Raw genomic sequence first — 17,599 nt, 5'->3', positions numbered from 1 at the left:
CCACCTGCACGGCCCGCCCCGTGCGCCCCTTTTTCCCGCCTCCTGACCGCACCCCTGGTCCAGACCACACAGGGGCACTGCTACCGTCGCCGCGGAAGATCGCGACGGCCGCCGCTGCCGCGATCAGTCGGCGGAGAGAGGCAGTGCGGTGGACAGCAGCAACGGTGCCGGACGGGCATTCATCGGGTCGTTCACCTCGGCGGGCGGACGGGGTATCACCGCCGCCGCCGTGGACGAGGAGACCGGGGCGCTCACCGTCCTCGGCACGACGGACGTGGTACCCGATCCCTCCTACCTCGCGCTCGGCCGGGGAGCCGGTCCCGGCGGCGCGGTTCTCTACGCGGTCAGCGAGAGGGAACAGGGGGCGGCCGCCGCCCTGGACATCACCCACGACATACCGCAGCCCCTCGGGGAGACCCGCTCGGTGGACGGTGACGGCCCCACCCACCTCGCCCTCGCGAGGGGGCACGTGGTCACCGCCAACTACGGTTCCGGCAGTGTGAGCGTCCTGCCCGTGCTCGAGGACGGTTCGCTCGGCCCGGCCGGCAGCGTACTGGCCCACGAGGGCAGCGGACCGGTCGCCTCCCGCCAGGAGGGTCCGCACGCCCACCAGGTCCTCCCCGACCCGTCGGGGAACTGGGTGCTCAGCGTCGACCTCGGCACCGATTCGGTACGGATCTGCGCGCTCGACCCGGCCACCGGGGAGCTGCGCCTGCACGGTGAGACCGCGCTGCGGCCCGGCACCGGTCCGCGCCATCTCGCGTTCCACCCCGCGGGGACCCACGCCTATGTGCTGAACGAGCTGGAGCCCACGCTCACCGTGTGCCGGTGGGACGCCGCCACCGGGGTCCTGGAACCGGCCGGGGAGGCGCCCGTACTGCCTGCGGAGGCGATCGGCGGCACGGCTGGGGAGAGCTACGCCTCCGAGGTCGTTCCCGCGCACGACGGCCGGTTCCTGTGGGTGGCCAACCGCGGGCACGACAGCATCTCCGTGCTCGCCCTCGACGCCACCGGTGAACAGGTGTCCCTGGTCACGACCGTGAGCTGCGGCGGGCACTGGCCGCGCGACCTCGCGCTCGACCCCGCCGGCCGACGGCTGTACGCGGCCAATGAGCGGTCCGGGAACATCAGCTGGTTCGCCGTGGACCCGCAGACGGGCATCCCCCGGCCGGAGGGCTCCCTGGAGACCCCTGCGCCCTCCTGCGTGATCTTCGCCTGAGGACCCTCGCCCGCGAACCGCTTCGCGGGCGAGGGCATGCGTCCGGCGCGGCCGGGAGATACGGTCACCCGTTTCTCCCGACCGCGCCGGACGGCACACCGGACCCCGCCGGTCGCCCGGCGGAACGGATCAGTGGGCCTGTGCTCCCTGCGCCACCGGGGGAGCGATACCGAGCGTCGTGGTGTACATCGACAGCACCAGCTTGCCGATCGCCGGGTACGCGCCCAGCGGCTCGGCGCTCGCGCAGCCCGCCTCCTTCGCGGCGGCGTCCAGCAGACCGTCGGCCACCTCCGGGCCCACCAGGTACGGCGCCACCGCCAGCTGGAGCGAGCCGGAGTCCTTGAGCTGCTCGGCGATCGAGGCGACCGAACCCTCGACATCGAGCGCGGCGGCCATCACCGGCACCGCGAGCCGCGCGGCCAGCAGCATGCCGGTGATCCCCGCAGCCTGCACTGCCTCCTCGCCGCCCACCGTGGCCAGCACGATGCCGTCGGCGGCCGTGGCCACCGTGAACAGCCTGGCGCGGTCCGCGCGGGCGAGACCGGCCTCGGAGAGGCGCACGTGCAGCGCCTCGGCGAGCAGCGGGTGCGGGCCGAGCACGTCGGTCAGCTCGGCCGGGGCCTGGCTGTCCGCGATCGCATGGCGTATCCGCTGCATCAGCGCGCTGTCCGGCCCCGCGAGCAGCGGCACCACGACGGCGGCCGGGCCCTGCGGCTCGGAGACCTCGCGGCCGACGGCCTGCGCCTGCTCGAAGCGCGCGATGCGCTCGGCGGCGGAGTGCGCGACCACGGAGGCGATAGTGGGGTACTCGGCATCGTCGCCGTCGAGGTAACCGATCAGGGCGTTCAGACCGGGCAGCTCGGAGCGGGCAATGCTGATCACCTCTTCGGCCAGACTGCGGCTGGCCGGGGAGGGGGTACCGGGAACGGCGAGAACGAGCGCGGCAGCGCCCTCAGGTGCGACCACGGGCTCCGGGCGGCGGTGCCGTCCGGACTGGCGAGGTCGCGGCATTCGTACAGGCAGGCCGGAAGCGGGCCCAGTGGGGGTGCTCATGGCGCCGCATGCTACTGGTTTTGGGTACCCCACTGCTCGGGGAGGGTCCGGTCGAGCGTCGTCTGTCCGCATTTATCCGATCGGCGGCATACAGGTCAACCGCCCTGCTCTGTCACCCCTGGTCGTGGCCCTTCTCCGGCGCGGACACCGGCGACGGCACCGGAACGCAGAGCAGCGTCGGGTGGTGCGGCAGCCGCAGGCCCCCGGTGGCCAGCGCCTGCGCGATGCGCAGCGCACCGGTCAGGGGATCACCCGAACCGGGGACCGCCCGAGCGTGCGGCAGCCGCTGCGCCAGCTTCTCGCGCAGTGGTACGAGCAGCGGGTCGCCCATCCGGAACAGGCCGCCCGTCAGCGCCACTTCGTACTCCGCGCCGTCAAGCCCGGCCGCCGGGCACACCGCGGCGGCGGCCTCGGCGATATGTTCGGCGGCATCGCGGAGAATTGCCCCGGCGACCGGATCGTGCGCCGCGCACGCGGCCACCTCGGGCGCGAACGAGGCCAGGACCGCGGGCCGGTCGGTACGCGGATAGAGCAGGCCGGGCAGTTCCTGCGCCGGGCCGAACACCGCCTCCAGCCGGGACAGCAGAGCCGCGGAGCCACCGCGTCGCCCGTCGTGCGCGCGCATCGCCGCATCGAGTCCGGCCCGCCCGATCCAGGCACCGCCGCCGCTGTCGCCCAGCAGATGGCCCCAGCCGTCGGCCCGCCGCCACTGCGTCAGATCGGTGCCCAGTGCGATCAGACCGGTCCCGGCAGCCACCACGGCGCCGGGCCGCTGCCCGACGGCTCCGGCGTACGCGGTCACCGCGTCGGCGGCGAGTGCCAGCCGGCGCACACCGAGCGCAGCGGCCAGGGCCGCAGGCAGCTCGGCGCGCAGCTGATCGCCGAGTGTGGCCATGCCCGCCGCACCGAGCGCCGCGGCGACGACGGTGGCGTCGCCGCGCCCGGCGAGCAGGTGCCGGGCGGCGGGCAGCAGCAGTTCCAGCAGATGTGCGGCGTCGATGCCGGCGGGTCCGGTACGGACCGGCTCGGCCGCTGCCGCGGTGGCCAGGGGGGCGTCCCCGTCCACGGTGCCCAGCGCCACCCTCAGTCCGGAACCGCCCGAGTCCACCGCGAGGACGTACTCCCCAGGCTCATGCCTGCGTGACGTCATGGACCGGCTCCAGTGCGGAAGAAGGGGTAGGACGGCAGCACCCTATCCCGGGCGCCGGCCGGCCCGGCCGGAGGTCCCGGCACCGCCGCTCGCCCGCCAACTCCGGTGACGCGCACGCAGACGCGGACCGGTCCGGGAGGCGGCCCCATGCGCCCGTCTCCCCGGCCGGACGCTTCGATGCGGGCGGCGCGGGAGTGCCGGCGCTGCGCCGGTAGGGTGATGCCTCGTGACAGCACGACCGTTGAACGAAGTTGTGGAGCCCGGCTGGGCTCAGGCGCTGGCCCCCGTGGCGGGGCGCGTTGCCGAGATGGGGGACTTCCTGCGCGCGGAGGTCGCGGCAGGCCGCACCTATCTCCCGTCCGGGGCGAACGTCCTGCGCGCCTTTCAGCAGCCCTTCGACGAGGTGCGTGTGCTGATCGTGGGTCAGGACCCCTACCCCACGCCGGGTATGGCCATCGGGCTGAGCTTCGCGGTCGCACCGGACGTCCGCCGGCTGCCCGGCAGCCTGGAGAACATCTACCGCGAGCTGAACACGGACCTGGGGCTGCCGCGCCCGTCGAACGGTGATCTGACCCCGTGGACGCGGCAGGGCGTTCTGCTGTTGAACAGGGCGCTCACGACGGCGCCCCGCAAGCCCGCCGCCCATCGCGGCAAGGGCTGGGAAGAGGTCACCGAGCAGGCCATCCGGGCACTGGTCGCGCGGGGCACCCCGCTGGTATCGGTCCTGTGGGGCCGTGACGCCCGCAATCTGCGGCCGTCACTGGGCGACTACCCGGCGATCGAGTCCGCCCATCCGTCCCCCATGTCGGCGGACGGCGGCTTCTTCGGCTCGCGCCCCTTCAGCCGCACCAATGAACTCCTGGTCCGCCAGGGAGCCCAGCCGGTGGACTGGCGCCTGCCGTAGGCGGGGGCGGGGCGCCCACCACGCGGCCCGCACGACCGCGTACGTGCCCTCGGCGCGGACCCCGGTGGGCGGTCCCGGCGGCGCCGTCCGTCACCTCATCGCGGTTGCCACGCCACCGGTCACCCGTCGACGGCGGCCGCCCGGACGCACAGGACGTCCGGCAGATGCGAGGCGAGCTGCTGCCAGCTGTCCCCGTCGTCGGCGCTCGCGTACACCTCGCCGTTGCGGTTGCCGAAGTACACGCCGGCCGGATCCGCGTCGTCCGTGCACAGCGCGTCCCGCAGCACCGTGCCGTAATGCGCTCCGGCGGGCAGACCTGCCGACAGGGGCTCCCAGCTGTTGCCCGCGTCCGTTGTCCGGAACACCCGGCAGCGGTGCCCGGCAGGCACCCGGTCGGCGTCCGCGTTGATCGGGAAGAGGTACGCGGTGTCCGCGCGGTGCGGGTGCGCGGCGACGGCGAATCCGAAGTCGGAGGGCAGGCCCGCGCCGATGTCCGTCCAGTCGTCCCCGCCGTTGTCGCTGCGGAACACACCCCAGTGGTTCTGGAGGTAGAGCCGGTCGGGGTCGACCGCGTCCCGGCTCACCTTGTGGACGCACTGGCCGAACTCCGGGTCGGGGTCGGGCAGGAAGACGGCCGACACCCCCTTGTTGGCCGGGGCCCAGCTCTCGCCGCCGTCGGCGGTCCGGAACACCCCGGCGGTGGAGACCGCGACCGTCACGGCCTGCGCGTCCCTCTCATCGGTCAGGACCGTGTGCAGTCCCTCGCCGCCCCCGCCCGGCACCCACTTCGAGCGCGTCGGATGCTCCCAGAGCGGGCGCACGATCTCGAACGACTCCCCGCCGTCCCGCGAACGGAACAGCGCGGCCGGCTCGGTGCCCGCGTACACCACACCGGGCGCCTCGGGGCCCGCCGGATGCAGCTGCCAGACCCGCTCCAGGGACGTCCCGGTGAACTCCGGGAACTTCACGGCCGGCTGCCGCGGTTCCACCCAGCTCGCCCCCAGGTCGTCGGAGTGGAAGACGGAGGGGCCCCAGTGCGCGCTGTCGCCGCCCACCAGCAGCCGGGGAGCCTTCCCGCGGGTGTCGATGGCGACCGAGTAGATCGCCTGCGCGTTGAAATGCGGGCTGTCGAACTCCCACGTACCACCTCGCCTGCGGCCGATGAAGAGCCCCTTGCGGGTGCCGACGGTGAGCAGAACATCGGTCATGACCGAACCTCCCGAAACGCCGTTGTGCCGGATACGGGCCAGTCTGCACCCGGGCACTGACAGCGGCGCGCAGGACGGCTCCGGACACTGCCGCTTCGGCGGCGGGCGGCGGCACTCCGAGTCCGGAGAGCGCTCGTGCGGCGGGCCGCGCCGAACCGGGGCGCCTTGAGGCAGGTGGGAGTTCTCCTGCCGGGCGACGCCGCCCGCGGCCGGCCGCGGGCGCGAAGATCCGGCTCAGTGCCCGGGCGCGGACGTGCTGCTGCGCACCACCAGGCTGGTCGCCAGGTCGACGCGTGTGGTCGCCGGCTGCCGGCCACGCCCGAGGTCGAGGACCAGGCGGGCCGCGGTCTCGGCCATCTCGATGAGCGGCTGGCGCACCGTGGTCAGCGGCGGTCCGATCCACCGGGTGAGCGGCAGGTCGTCGAAACCGACGACGCTGAGGTCCTCCGGGATGCGCAGTCCCAGTTCGCGCGCGGCCTCGTACACACCGAGCGCCTGGAGATCGTTGCCGGCGAAGATCGCCGTCGGCCGGTCGGGCAGACGCAGCAGCTCCAGGCCCGCGGTGTAGCCGGACTCGTGGTGGAACTCGCCCTCGCGGACCAGGCCGGGGTCGATCGGCAGGCCGGCGGTCTCCAGGGCGGCCCGGTAGCCGTCCACCCGGGCCCGGCTGCACATCATGCGCGAGGGACCGCTGATGACCCCGATGCGGCGATGCCCCAGGCCCGTGAGGTGGCGGGTGGCGGCCAGGCCGCCCTGCCAGTTCGTCGTCCCGACCGACGGGACGTCGTCGCCCGGGTCTCCCGCCGGGTCCACCACCGCGTACGGGATGCTGCGGCTGGTCAGCTGGGCGCGCTGGGCGGCGGTGAGGTCCGAGAGTACGAGGATCACCCCGACCGGGCGGCGGGCCAGCACGCCGTCGACCCAGGTCTGCCCGGGGGTGAGGCGCCCGGCGCTCTCGGAGAGCACCAGGCTCAGGCCCTCCTCGCGGGCGACGTTCTCCACCCCGCGGACGACCTCCATGGCCCAGGCGCTGTCCAGCTCGTGGAAGACCAGGTCGATCAGTTGCGACTGGGTGGTGGAGCCGCGCCTGCGGCGGTAGCCGTGCAGCAGCAGCAGCTCCTCCACCTTGGCGCGCGTACCCGGGGCGACATCGGCACGCCCGTTCAGCACTTTCGAAACTGTCGGAGCCGAGACTCCGGCCGCTCGGGCGATTTCCGCCAGGGTGGCAGTGCCGTCCGACGATTCGCCGGCCGGCGCACTCTCCTGAGGTGACTGGACGTTTGCGGGGCTCATGAAGGGATCGTAGCTTCCCGCGCACGGCGGGCAAGGTTCCGGTCGGGCCCGGCCGGCTACCTCGTCCCACCCCCTTGACGCACCCGAAACGCGACCGTACGGTTCCGGCAACATTCGGAAGCAGTACCGAAACATTCGACAGAGGTGCGGTCATGCGGTCGGGTAATTTCACTCAGGGCTCACGTACGACGAGATGGACCGCGGCCGGTGCCGCCATGGTCATGGCCGGTCTGCTGGCAGGCTGCGGATCCGACGGCGACAGCAAGGACGGCGCGACCCTCACCGCGTATGTCTACGGCGACGACGCCGTGAAGGTTCAGCAAGCCGCGGTGAAGGAGTTCAACAAGACCTCCGACGTCAAGGTCGAGCTCGTCCCCGTCCCCGGCACCGACTACGTCAACAAGCTCCGCAGCGCCATGGGCTCCCCGAGCGCCCCCGACATCTTCTTCAACTGGGGCGGCGGCTCCATCAAGCCGTACGCCGACGCCGGCCAGCTGGTCGACCTCACGTCGACGGTGAAGAACGACGCGACGCTCAGAGACGGCTTCCTGCCCTCGATCGTCGCCGCCGGCGGCCTCGACGGGAAGACCTACGGCATCCCGATGCGCGGCATGCAGCCCGTGATGCTCTTCTACAACAAGACCCTCTTCGCCGAGAACGAGCTCGAGGCCCCCAAGACCTGGGAGGACCTGCAGAAGGCCATCACCACCTTCAAGGGAAAGGGCATCACCCCGTTCGCCCTCGGCGGCTCCGACAAGTGGCCCGAGCTGATGTGGATGGAGTACCTCCTCGACCGGATCGGCGGCCCCGACGTCTTCCGGAGGATCCAGAGCGGCGACACCTCCGGCTGGGGCGACCCGGCCGTGCTCAAGACGGCGCAGACCGTCAAACAGCTCGTCGACGACGGTGCCTTCGGCAAGAACTTCACCTCCGTCGACTACGGCAACGGAGGCGCGCCCGCCCTGCTCAACAAGGGCAAGGCCGCCATGCACCTGATGGGTTCGTGGGAGTACTCCACCCAGCTGGGCAAGGCGCCCGGGTTCGCCGAGAAGGACCTCGGCTGGGCGCCGTTCCCGACGGTGGCAGGCGGCGTCGGTGACGCGGCGAACGTGGTGGGCAACCCCACCAACTACTGGTCGGTCAACGCACGGACCAAGCACAAGGACGCCGCCATAGCGTTTCTGAAGGCCATGGCCGCGAAGTCCTACAGCAAGGCCCTCGTCGACAACGGAGACGTCCCGACCACCTCGAACGCCGCCTCGATGCTGAGCACTTCGCCCAACCCGCAGTTCGCCACCGACCAGTACACGATGGTCCGGAAGGCGCCGGACTTCACGCTCTCCTGGGACCAGGCGCTGGAGTCGCAGTACGCCACCCCGCTGCTCACCGAGATCAGCAAGCTGTTCGCCGGCAAGTCCACGCCCGAGCAGTTCGTCGCCGCGATGAAGGCCGTCAAGTAGACATGTCCCACGTCTCTTCGTACAGAAAGGTGCGCGGAGGAAGGAAGGCGGCCGCCGGAAACGCCGGCCGCCCCCCGGTCGGCTGGGCCCTGCCCGGCATCCTCTTCTTCGCCCTGTTCGCGATCGTCCCGCTGGCGATCGCCGTCTGCCTCTCCTTCTGCCACTGGGACGGGCTGAACTCCCCGACGCCCATCGGCACGGACAACTGGACCCGCCTGTTCAAGGACCCGGAGTTCCGCCAGGCCGCCTGGCTCAGCCTGCTGCTCACCACGATCAGCTGGCTCTTCCAGACTCCCGTGGCCCTGCTGCTCGGCGTCTGGGCGGCGGGCAGGCAGCGCAGCCGGGCCGTGCTCTGCGCGGTCTTCTTCATTCCGCTGCTGCTCTCCACCACGGCCATCGCGATGCTCTTCCACGCGCTGCTCGACCCCAACTTCGGCGTGATCCGGACGATCGGGCCCTGGTTCGGCATCGACCCGAACGTCATGGGTTCGTCCACCGGCGCGCTGCTCACCGTGGCGTTCGTCGGCGGCTGGCAGTTCATGCCCTTCCACACCCTGATCTACCAGGGCGGCACCCGGCAGATCCCCCAGGTCCTGTACCAGGCGGCGGAGATCGACGGAGCGGGCATGCTCCGGCAGTTCCTCCACATCACCCTGCCGCAGCTGCGCAACACCCTCACGACCTCGTCGGTCCTGATGATCGTCGGCTCGCTGACCTACTTCGACACCGTGCTGATCATGACCAAGGGCGGTCCCGGCACGGACACCACCGTGCTGCCGTACCTGATGTACCGGACCGGTTTCCAGACCTACGACCTCGGCTACGCCGCGGCGATCGCCACGGCCCTGGTCGTGGTGGCCACCGCCCTCTCGCTGATCCTGGTCCGCTTCAGCGGCTTCGGGAACATGCGGTCCACCCGGGAAGGTATGTGACGAGATGCCGATCGACACCCGCCCCGCCCCGCGCCCCACGTCGCCCGTGACCCGCGGCCGCCCGTCCGCCGCACGGCGCCGCAGGAAGTGGGGCAACCCACTGGCCGGTCTGGGCTCGCTGGTCTGGCTGCTCCTCGTGGTCGTCCCGCTCTACACGCTCGTCTCCTCGTCGCTCATGCACCAGGACGAGGCGCTCAACGGCGATCCGCTGGCCGTTCCGGCCGATCCGACGCTCGACAACTACCGCACGGTCCTGGACAGCGGCTTCTCCTCGATGCTCACCAACACGGCGATCGTCGCCGTGGCCACCGTGGCCATCGTCCTGGTGCTCTCGGTGCCCGTCGCGTACGTCGCGGTACGGACCCGCAGCCGGCTCTCCTCGCTCGCCTTCCGCACCTTCCTGCTGGGCGTCGCGATCCCCGCGCAGGCCGTGATCGTGCCGCTCTACCTGCTCATCGGCAAGTTGGGCCTGTACGACAGCCTGCCGGCGATCATCCTGCCGACCGCGGCGTTCGCGATGCCGGTGGCGGTCCTGATCCTCAGCGGCACGATGCGTGACGTCTCCGAGGAGATGTACGAGGCGATGGCACTCGACGGCGCGACGCCCCTGCGCATGCTCCGGCAGCTGGCGATCCCGATGTCCAAGGCCGGGATCAGCACCGTGGCCATCTACACGGCCCTTCAGGCGTGGAACGGCTTCCTGTTCCCGCTGATCCTGACCCAGTCGGAGGAGAACCGCGTGCTGACACTGGGCCTCTTCACCTTCATGTCCCAGTTCGGGGTGAACATCCCCGCCGTGCTGGCCGCGATCGTGCTCTCCGTCGTGCCGATCTTCGCCGTGTACCTCGTGGCACGGAAGGCGCTGGTCAACGGATTGATGGGGGTGGGCGGCAAGTAGCGCTCCACGCCGCCCCGCACCACCGCACTCATGAGAGGAACCCCTGCCCCCATGGCAATCCACGCTGCCCCGCACGCCCGCAGCACCGGAGCGGCCCCGGCCGTCGACGGCCCGTGGCGCGACCCGTGCCTCACCCCCGAGGAGCGGGTGGCCGATCTGATCCCCCGGATGACCCTCGAGGAGAAGACCGCCCAGCTGTACGGAATCTGGGTGGGCGCCGACTCCGAGGGCGACGGGGTCGCACCGCACCAGAACGACATGGTGGACCCGGTCGACTGGGACGACCTCACCACCCGCGGCCTCGGCCAGCTCACCCGCCCCTTCGGCACCGCACCCGTCGACCCCGGCCTCGGGGCCCTCTCCCTGGCCCGCGCCCAGGAGCGGATCGCCGGGGCCGGACGTTTCGGCATCCCGGCCCTGGCCCACGAGGAGTGCCTGGCCGGCTTCACCGCCTGGGGCGCCACCGCCTACCCCGTGCCCCTGTCGTGGGGCGCGGCCTGGAACCCGGACCTGGTCACCGAGATGGCCCACCGGATCGGCACCGACATGCGCGCCGTCGGTGTCCACCAGGGCCTCGCGCCCGTCCTGGACGTGGTGCGCGACCTGCGCTGGGGCCGGGTCGAGGAGACCATCGGGGAGGACCCCTACCTGGTGGCCACCATCGGCACCGCCTATGTCCGGGGCCTCGAGTCCGCCGGAATCATCGCCACGCTCAAGCACTTCGCCGGGTACGCGGCCTCCGCCGGCGCCCGTAACCTCTCACCGGTGCGGGCCGGGGCCCGCGAGATGGCGGACGTGATCCTGCCGCCGTTCGAGATGGCCCTGCGCGAGGGCGGGGCGCGTTCGGTGATGCACTCGTACGCCGAGATCGACGGTGTGCCCCCGGCCGCCGACCACACGCTGCTCACCGGACTCCTCCGGGACACCTGGGGATTCACCGGCACCGTCGTCGCCGACTACTTCGGCATCGGCTTCCTGGAGACCCTGCACAAGGTCGCCGCCGACCGCGCCGATGCCGCCCGGCTCGCCCTGGGCGCCGGGGTCGACGTGGAGCTTCCCACCGTCCGCAGCTACGGCGACGTCCTCGTCGCCGCCGTGCGGGAGGGAGCGGTGGACGAGGCGCTCGTCGACCGGGCCCTGCACCGCGTCCTGCTCCAGAAGTGTGAACTGGGGCTGCTCGACCCGGACTGGTCGCCGCTGCCCGCCGCGCTGAAGGGCGGCACCGGCCCCGAGCGCGCCCGTGACACCGTCGACCTCGATCCGCCGGAGAACAGGGCCCTGGCCAGGCAACTCGCCGAACAGGCCTGTGTGCTGCTCGCCAACCCCGGCGGCACGCTGCCGCTGCGCGACGCCGGGCGGATCGCCGTGGTCGGACCGCGCGCCGACGACGCGCTGGCCATGCTCGGCTGCTACTCCTTCCCCAGCCACGTCGGCGTCTCGCACCCCGGGTCCGAGACGGGGATCGACGTGCCGACCGTGCTGGAGTCGCTGCGCGCGGAATTCCCGGACTCCGGCGTCGGGTTCGCCGCGGGCTGCGAGGTGGACGGCGCCGACACGTCCGGGATCGCGGATGCCGCCAGGCTGGCCGGGGACGCCGATGTCTGCGTCGCGGTGCTCGGCGACCGGGCCGGTCTCTTCGGCCGCGGCACCTCCGGTGAGGGCTGCGACGCGGCCGATCTCGCGCTTCCGGGTGTCCAGGGCGAGCTCCTCGATGCCCTGCTGGCCAGTGGCACCCCGGTGGTACTGGTGCTGCTGACGGGCCGTCCGTACGCGCTGGGGCGCTGGGCGGACCGGACGGCCGCCGTCGTGCAGGCCTTCTTCCCCGGCGAGGAGGGCGGTCCGGCGCTGGCCGGGGTGGTCTCCGGCCGGGTCAACCCCTCCGGCCGGCTGCCGGTGGGCGTACCGCAGGGGCCCGGCGGTCAGCCGTGGACGTATCTGCAGCCGCCGCTGGGGCTGGTGAGCGGGGTCAGCAATCTGGACCCGACACCGCTCTACGCCTTCGGACACGGCCTGTCGTACACCACCTTCGACTGGGAGCCCGGCGGTCCGGTCCCGGCCGAGATCCCCACGGACGGTTCGGCCGAGATCGAGATCACCGTCCGGAACACGGGGGAGCGGGAGGGTGCCGAAGTGGTGCAGCTCTACCTTCACGACCCGGTGGCCCAGACCACCCGGCCGCAGGCGCGGCTGATCGGCTTCGCACGGGTCCCGCTCGCCGCCGGCGCGGCAGCCCGGGTCCGGTTCCGCTTCCACGCGGATCTCACGTCGTTCACCGGCATCGGCGGCCGTCGCGTCGTCGAGCCCGGCGAGCTCGAACTGCGGCTCGCCACGTCCAGCGACGCGGCCGACGTCCGCAGGACGGTACGGCTGCGGCTCACCGGCCCCGAGCGCATCGTCGACCACCGGCGCCGGCTCGTCTGCGGCACCTCTGTCGAGCCTGCCCCCGTACCGGAGCCGGCCGCGAACTGACCGGCGCACCATCCTGTTCGTGAACCTCCCCGCTCCTCCAGGCCGGCCTGTCCGCCGGCTGCCGCGGAGGTTCACGAAACTTTCGAAGAACCTTCCGGGCAGTCGCCCCGCAACACCTCCGGCAAGGTCGGCGGCACCAGTACGGTGCACCGCGTCACCGCCACCGGTGCGCGTGTGCTGAAATTCTGGATGGCCGGCCCGACGGCGGTGCCGCAGAACCCGGTGGCCGGCGCCGGCGGACCCCGGCCCAGCCGCCGGAAAGCCTCCGGCTGCGCCGAGCCCGGGGCCGTGCAAGGGAGAGCAGAGCGAATGAAGAGCGGGAACGACGCGACCGGTGCGCCGGCCGACAGTCTGGAGGCGGTGCCCGCCGATGCGGGGGTCGAGCTCCGGATCGGCACATCTTCGGGGGAGCTCTCGCTGATCTGCAGCCCGGACCGGGCCCGGGAACTGGCTGCCGAGCTGCGCCTCGCGGCGGACGAGGTGGAGAGCGTGCGGTCCTCGGACCCCGTCGAGGTCAGGGCCGGCGAGCTGCGGCGCGGAGACGTACGGGACGGCGACCGCGCCATGACGGTGGACGGGATCAGGGTCGACGGGGCCACCGCCCATGTCACCTGGAAGTCCGGTGCCGGGCGCAGCTGGAACCAGCAGTACGACGCCGACGCCCGCATCACCCTGCGTCGCCGCGGGCGGTAGACCTGTCGGTGGCCCCTTCCTGCCGCGCACTGCCGCGAGAGGGGGCGCACCCTGGAGGGGAGGCTCCGGAGGTGAGCGCCATGACGCAGACGGCTGTCGGATGGCACATCGAGCTCGAATTCGAGGAAGACACGCACCGCACCCGCGCGGCCGCCCTGGTGCGGCTCTCCGACGGGAGCGAGGTCCGGGCGCACGGCTATGCCAGCCGGCACCCCTCCGACTCCGAACAGCCCAGGGTGGGCGAGGAGATCGCGGGGGCCCGCGCACTCAACGAACTGGCGATGAAGCTGCTGACCAAGGCCCACGACGAGATCGACGAGGCGTCCGGCCGGACGTCGTACCCGCTGACCTGAGGAGCATGGTTCGTGGGCGCTCCGTTCCGTCTCCTTGTACGAGAGGCGTCGTAATTTGACGGACGTCGTAGTACGGGATGTATCGTACTAGCGATCCTTCCGTACCCGACGAATCGGAGTCCGTCGTGAGTGCCCTTTTCGAGCCCTTCACCCTGAGGTCGCTTGTCGTGCCCAACCGGGTGTGGATGGCGCCGATGTGCCAGTACAGCGCCGAACCGGTGGGGCCCGGCGCGGGTGTGCCCACGGACTGGCACTTCGCCCATCTGGCCGCCCGCGCCACCGGCGGAACCGGCCTGATCCTCACCGAGGCGACGGCCGTCAGCCCCGAGGGGCGGATCAGCCCGGCCGACCTGGGCATCTGGAACGACACCCAGGTTGCGGCGTTCCGCCGGATCACCGACTTCGTCAAGGCGCAGGGCTCGGCCGTCGGCATCCAGCTTGCGCACGCCGGCCGCAAGGCGTCCACCGCCGCGCCCTGGACCGGCGGCGGTCCCGTCGGCCCGGAAGCGCACGGCTGGACCCCGGTCGCCCCCAGCCCGCTGCCCTTCGACACCGGCTACCCCTTGCCGCACGAGCTGACCGCGCACGAGATCCGGGGCGTCGTCGCCGATTTCCGCGAGGCCGCCCGCCGCGCCGTCGAAGCGGGCTTCCAGGTCGCCGAGGTGCACGGCGCACACGGCTACCTCATCGGACAGTTCCTCTCCCCGCACAGCAACCGGCGCACCGACGAATACGGCGGCAGTTACGACAACCGCGTCCGCTTCGCCCTCCAGGTCGTCGACGCCGTCCGCGAGGTGTGGCCCGAGGACCTGCCCGTCTTCTTCCGTATCTCCGCCACGGACTGGCTCACCGAGAACACCGAGGACGGGCGCGAGGGCTGGACCGCGGACGAGACCGTGCGGCTGGCCGAGGAGCTCCGGGCCCACGGCGTCGACCTGCTCGACGTCTCCACCGGCGGGAACGCCCCCCGCGCCCGCATCGCGACCGGCCCGGGCTACCAGGTCCCCTTCGCCGAGCGCGTGAAGCGGGAGACCTCGCTGCCCGTGGCGGCCGTCGGCCTGATCACCGACCCGCAGCAGGCCGAGAAGATCCTCACCGAGGATCGCGCCGACGCCGTGCTCCTCGGGCGCGAACTGCTGCGCAGCCCGTCGTGGGCGCGGTACGCGGCCCGCGAGCTGAGCGGCCGGGTGCACGCCCCCGATCAGTACGGCTACGCGATCTGACCGAACAGCCGAAGCCTTCCTCCGCCCTTCTCGCGCGTCCCACCCGGCCGTCTCCCGACGCTGGGTCACCGGGGCCCGCGGGGAGGGCGGTTGCGTGCGTGCCGCCCGGATCGCGGTATCCGTTCATCGTGCATTCACCCGGGATGAACGCTGAGGCATTCCCTCCCGCGCCACGGGGACCTACGCTCGGCCGCGAATCGATCATCGTTGTTCCCGGCCGGACCCCGACGGGTGACAACGTTGTCCAGGCCCCTTGGAAGGTACTTCCGCATGCCCCCCAGACCGCTGACCGCAACCCGGAGACTGGCCGCGCGAACAGCCGCCGTGGTCATCACCGGCGCGCTCGCCGCCGCCGTCCTGCCCCCCGCCGCGGAGGCCGTCGCGCCCGTCACCCGCCCCACCGCCTACGTGGACCCGCTGATCGGCAGTGCCAACGGCGGCAACACCTTTCCCGGTGCCACCCTCCCGTACGGCATGATCGCCTGGTCGCCGACGAGCACCACCGGCGACCAGACCGGCACCGGCGCCGCGAACGGCTACGAGTACGGCGCCACCCGGCTGCGCGGACTGAGCCTCACCCATGTCAACGGCGCCGGATGCAACCCCGGCGCGGCCGGTGACATCCCGATCATGCCGTTCGTCGGGGACGTCACCTCGTCGCCGTCCGCCGACACCAAGGACGCCGTCTACGCCGCCAACTTCTCGCACGACAACGAGCGCGCCGTCCCGGGCCGTTACACCGTCGGCCTGGACTCCGGAGCCACCGCCGACCTGGCGGTGAGCCGCCGCGCGGGCGTGGCCGACTTCGCCTTCCCGGCCGGAAAGCCCGCCAACCTCCTCTTCCGGGTCTCCAACTCGCTCAACGGCAGCGAGGACGCCCAGGTCCGGATCGACACCGCACACCGCAAGGTCACGGGCTCGGTGCTCACCGGCGCCTTCTGCGGCCGCCGCGCCAACGGCGGCACCAACAACCGCAAGAGCTACTACCGCCTGTACTTCAGCGCCTCCTTCGACCGCGCCTTCGCCTCCACGGGCACCTGGAAGGACGGCACGCTCGCCCCCGGCTCGACCACCGGCAGCGGCGGTGAGGGCTACGCCACCGGCGCGGACCGGGCGGGCCGCGGATCGGGCGGCTGGGTCGGCTTCGACACCGCGTCCGACAACGATGTCCGCATGCGGATCGGCATCTCCTACGTCAGCCAGGCGGGCGCCGAGGCCAATCTGAAGGCGGAGATCGCCCCGCGCGCCGGGGTGGACGACGTCGCCGCCGCCGGGAGCCGGAACTGGGACCGCGAGCTCGGCTCCGTAAAGACGGGAGGCGGCACCGATGACCAGCGCACCACCTTCTACACCGCGCTGTACCACTCGCTGATGCAGCCCAACCTGGTCAGCGACACCGACGGCCGCTACCCCGGCATGGACGGGCAGCCGCACCGGATCGAGCGCGGACAGGGAGCCCAGTACAGCAACTTCTCCGGCTGGGACCAGTACCGGGCCCAGATACAGCTGCTCGCGCTGCTCAAGCCCGAGATCGCCGGGGACTTCGCGCAGTCGCTGTACAACTTCGCCCGGCAGAACGGCGGGGTGTGGGACCGCTGGGTCCACATCAACGGCGCCACGCACGTCATGACCGGCGACCCCACCGCGGCCACCCTCGCGACCTTCTACGCCATGGGGGTGCGGAACTTCGACTACGAGGGCGCGTACGAGTCGCTGGCGCGCCAGGCGACCGTCCCCGTCGACGGCGGCCTCTCGGACGCGGGCTGCCCGGGACAGTGCACCGGGCAACGGCCCAACCTGGCCCAGTACCTGAAGTCCCACTACGCGCCGCAGGACGTCTGCCACTGCTGGGGCGGCGCCGCCGAGACGCTGGAGGACGCGGTCGCCGACGCCGCGCTCGGACGCTGGGCGGAGCTGCTCGGGCGTGACGAGGAGGCCAAGGCGTTCAGGGAGCGCGGCGGCTGGTGGCGCAACGTGTACAACCCCGAGGCCACGGACGGCGCCGGCACCGACGGCTACATCCAGGCCCGCAACCTCGACGGATCCTGGCTCTCGCCGTTCAGTCCGGGCAGTGAGCGGGGCTTCGCGCAGGGAACCAGCGCCACGTACACCTGGATGGTCCCGCAGGACGTCCAGGGCCTGGCCGGGGCGATGGGCGGCCGGGACGTCGCGGCGCGGCGCCTCGAAGGCTTCTTCCACAAGGCGGACGGTTCCTGGTCGGTGAAGGGCGGCGACGCGGTGCGCTACGACCCGACCAATGAGCCCGGCATCCACGCCCCCTGGCTCTACAACGCGCTGGGGCAGCCCTGGAAGACCCAGGAGACCGTCCGCGAGATCATGAACGCGGTCTACGGCACGGGTCCGCGCGGCCTGCCCGGCAACGACGACCTGGGCACCATGTCCGCCTGGTACGTCTTCTCGGCACTCGGCCTCTACCCGCAGACACCGGGCGGCGCCGAATTCCTGCTGGGAGCACCGCTGTTCCCCAAGGCGGTGATCGACCGGCCGCGCGGCAGGGACATCACCATCAGCGCCCCGGCCGCCGGCGCCGCCCATCCGTACATCGACGCGGTGACGGTCAACGGGCGTGCCCACGACCGGTCGTGGGCGGACGCGAGCCTGCTGGCCCGGGGCGGCAAGCTGACCTACCGGCTGGCCGGAACGGCCAACACCGCGTGGGCCACGGCCACTTCGGGACTACCCCGGTAGCCGGACGGTGAACCTGTGCCGGATCCGCCGCGGCC

Annotated in this window: 14 protein-coding genes; 10 read left to right on the top strand and 4 right to left on the bottom strand. The window is 72.3% G+C overall.

Annotated features, from left to right (window positions below; all coding sequences use genetic code 11):
* Nucleotides 1-148 precede the first annotated feature (148 nt).
* Complete coding sequence (locus OG782_RS03705; protein WP_406447947.1) at nucleotides 149-1,219, top strand: lactonase family protein; 1,071 nt, start codon at nucleotides 149-151, stop codon at nucleotides 1,217-1,219.
* 129 nt (nucleotides 1,220-1,348) lie between these two features.
* On the opposite strand, the gene OG782_RS03700 is transcribed toward OG782_RS03705, so the two are convergent.
* Both OG782_RS03700 and OG782_RS03695 read right to left on the bottom strand, forming a co-directional pair.
* Nucleotides 1,349-2,272: a sirohydrochlorin chelatase gene (locus OG782_RS03700; RefSeq protein ID WP_406447946.1), complete on the bottom strand. Its 924-nt coding sequence runs from the start codon at nucleotides 2,270-2,272 to the stop codon at nucleotides 1,349-1,351.
* 112 nt (nucleotides 2,273-2,384) lie between these two features.
* Nucleotides 2,385-3,422 (bottom strand): N-acetylglucosamine kinase, encoded by a 1,038-nt coding sequence (locus tag OG782_RS03695; RefSeq protein WP_406447945.1) that lies wholly within the window; start codon nucleotides 3,420-3,422, stop codon nucleotides 2,385-2,387.
* 226 nt (nucleotides 3,423-3,648) lie between these two features.
* Between OG782_RS03695 and OG782_RS03690 the strand changes: the two genes are divergently transcribed.
* A complete protein-coding gene (locus tag OG782_RS03690; RefSeq protein ID WP_406447944.1) occupies nucleotides 3,649-4,326 on the top strand; it encodes a uracil-DNA glycosylase in 678 nt (225 codons plus the stop codon).
* Between the two features lie 119 nt (nucleotides 4,327-4,445).
* On the opposite strand, the gene OG782_RS03685 is transcribed toward OG782_RS03690, so the two are convergent.
* Together OG782_RS03685 and OG782_RS03680 are read right to left on the bottom strand one after the other, a co-directional pair.
* Complete coding sequence (locus OG782_RS03685; protein WP_406447943.1) at nucleotides 4,446-5,534, bottom strand: WD40/YVTN/BNR-like repeat-containing protein; 1,089 nt, start codon at nucleotides 5,532-5,534, stop codon at nucleotides 4,446-4,448.
* A 234-nt stretch (nucleotides 5,535-5,768) separates the two neighbouring features.
* A complete protein-coding gene (locus OG782_RS03680; RefSeq protein WP_406447942.1) occupies nucleotides 5,769-6,704 on the bottom strand; it encodes a substrate-binding domain-containing protein in 936 nt (311 codons plus the stop codon).
* Nucleotides 6,705-7,042: 338 nt separating this feature from the next.
* On the opposite strand from OG782_RS03680, the gene OG782_RS03675 reads away from it, so the two are divergent.
* From OG782_RS03675 to OG782_RS03640, 8 genes are all read left to right on the top strand, one after another.
* A complete protein-coding gene (locus OG782_RS03675; RefSeq protein ID WP_406458820.1) occupies nucleotides 7,043-8,287 on the top strand; it encodes an ABC transporter substrate-binding protein in 1,245 nt (414 codons plus the stop codon).
* Between the two features lie 2 nt (nucleotides 8,288-8,289).
* On the top strand, nucleotides 8,290-9,219 hold the full coding sequence (locus tag OG782_RS03670; RefSeq protein ID WP_406447941.1) for a carbohydrate ABC transporter permease: 930 nt from the start codon (nucleotides 8,290-8,292) through the stop codon (nucleotides 9,217-9,219).
* Between the two features lie 4 nt (nucleotides 9,220-9,223).
* Nucleotides 9,224-10,117 carry a carbohydrate ABC transporter permease gene (locus OG782_RS03665; RefSeq protein WP_406447940.1) on the top strand — a complete coding sequence of 298 codons (894 nt, stop codon included), beginning with the start codon at nucleotides 9,224-9,226 and terminating at the stop codon, nucleotides 10,115-10,117.
* 51 nt (nucleotides 10,118-10,168) lie between these two features.
* A complete protein-coding gene (locus OG782_RS03660; protein ID WP_406447939.1) occupies nucleotides 10,169-12,586 on the top strand; it encodes a glycoside hydrolase family 3 N-terminal domain-containing protein in 2,418 nt (805 codons plus the stop codon).
* A 309-nt stretch (nucleotides 12,587-12,895) separates the two neighbouring features.
* Nucleotides 12,896-13,279 (top strand): hypothetical protein, encoded by a 384-nt coding sequence (locus tag OG782_RS03655; RefSeq protein WP_406447938.1) that lies wholly within the window; start codon nucleotides 12,896-12,898, stop codon nucleotides 13,277-13,279.
* Between the two features lie 80 nt (nucleotides 13,280-13,359).
* Nucleotides 13,360-13,632, top strand: coding sequence for a DUF1876 domain-containing protein (locus tag OG782_RS03650; protein ID WP_219572999.1), 273 nt, complete (start codon nucleotides 13,360-13,362; stop codon nucleotides 13,630-13,632).
* A 125-nt stretch (nucleotides 13,633-13,757) separates the two neighbouring features.
* Nucleotides 13,758-14,855, top strand: a complete 1,098-nt coding sequence (locus tag OG782_RS03645) for an NADH:flavin oxidoreductase/NADH oxidase (protein ID WP_406447937.1) — start codon at nucleotides 13,758-13,760, stop codon at nucleotides 14,853-14,855.
* A 270-nt stretch (nucleotides 14,856-15,125) separates the two neighbouring features.
* Nucleotides 15,126-17,564: a GH92 family glycosyl hydrolase gene (locus tag OG782_RS03640; RefSeq protein ID WP_406447936.1), complete on the top strand. Its 2,439-nt coding sequence runs from the start codon at nucleotides 15,126-15,128 to the stop codon at nucleotides 17,562-17,564.
* Nucleotides 17,565-17,599 lie beyond the last annotated feature (35 nt).

The organism is Streptomyces sp. NBC_00876 (genome assembly GCF_045207435.1).
In the GTDB taxonomy this organism is placed as follows: Bacteria; Actinomycetota; Actinomycetes; order Streptomycetales; family Streptomycetaceae; genus Streptomyces.
This window is presented reverse-complemented; position numbering and strand designations above follow the sequence as displayed.

Excerpts from the sequence above, each read along its gene's own strand:
- OG782_RS03655 (WP_406447938.1), top strand. The coding sequence starts at position 12,896 with ATGAAGAGCGGGAACGACGCGACCGGTGCGCCGGCCGACAGTCTGGAG.
- OG782_RS03665 (WP_406447940.1), top strand. The coding sequence starts at position 9,224 with ATGCCGATCGACACCCGCCCCGCCCCGCGCCCCACGTCGCCCGTGACC.
- OG782_RS03660 (WP_406447939.1), top strand. The coding sequence starts at position 10,169 with ATGGCAATCCACGCTGCCCCGCACGCCCGCAGCACCGGAGCGGCCCCG.
- OG782_RS03695 (WP_406447945.1), bottom strand. The coding sequence starts at position 3,422 with ATGACGTCACGCAGGCATGAGCCTGGGGAGTACGTCCTCGCGGTGGAC.
- OG782_RS03650 (WP_219572999.1), top strand. The coding sequence starts at position 13,360 with ATGACGCAGACGGCTGTCGGATGGCACATCGAGCTCGAATTCGAGGAA.
- OG782_RS03640 (WP_406447936.1), top strand. The coding sequence starts at position 15,126 with ATGCCCCCCAGACCGCTGACCGCAACCCGGAGACTGGCCGCGCGAACA.
- OG782_RS03685 (WP_406447943.1), bottom strand. The coding sequence starts at position 5,534 with ATGACCGATGTTCTGCTCACCGTCGGCACCCGCAAGGGGCTCTTCATC.
- OG782_RS03675 (WP_406458820.1), top strand. The coding sequence starts at position 7,043 with ATGGTCATGGCCGGTCTGCTGGCAGGCTGCGGATCCGACGGCGACAGC.
- OG782_RS03670 (WP_406447941.1), top strand. The coding sequence starts at position 8,290 with ATGTCCCACGTCTCTTCGTACAGAAAGGTGCGCGGAGGAAGGAAGGCG.
- OG782_RS03700 (WP_406447946.1), bottom strand. The coding sequence starts at position 2,272 with ATGAGCACCCCCACTGGGCCCGCTTCCGGCCTGCCTGTACGAATGCCG.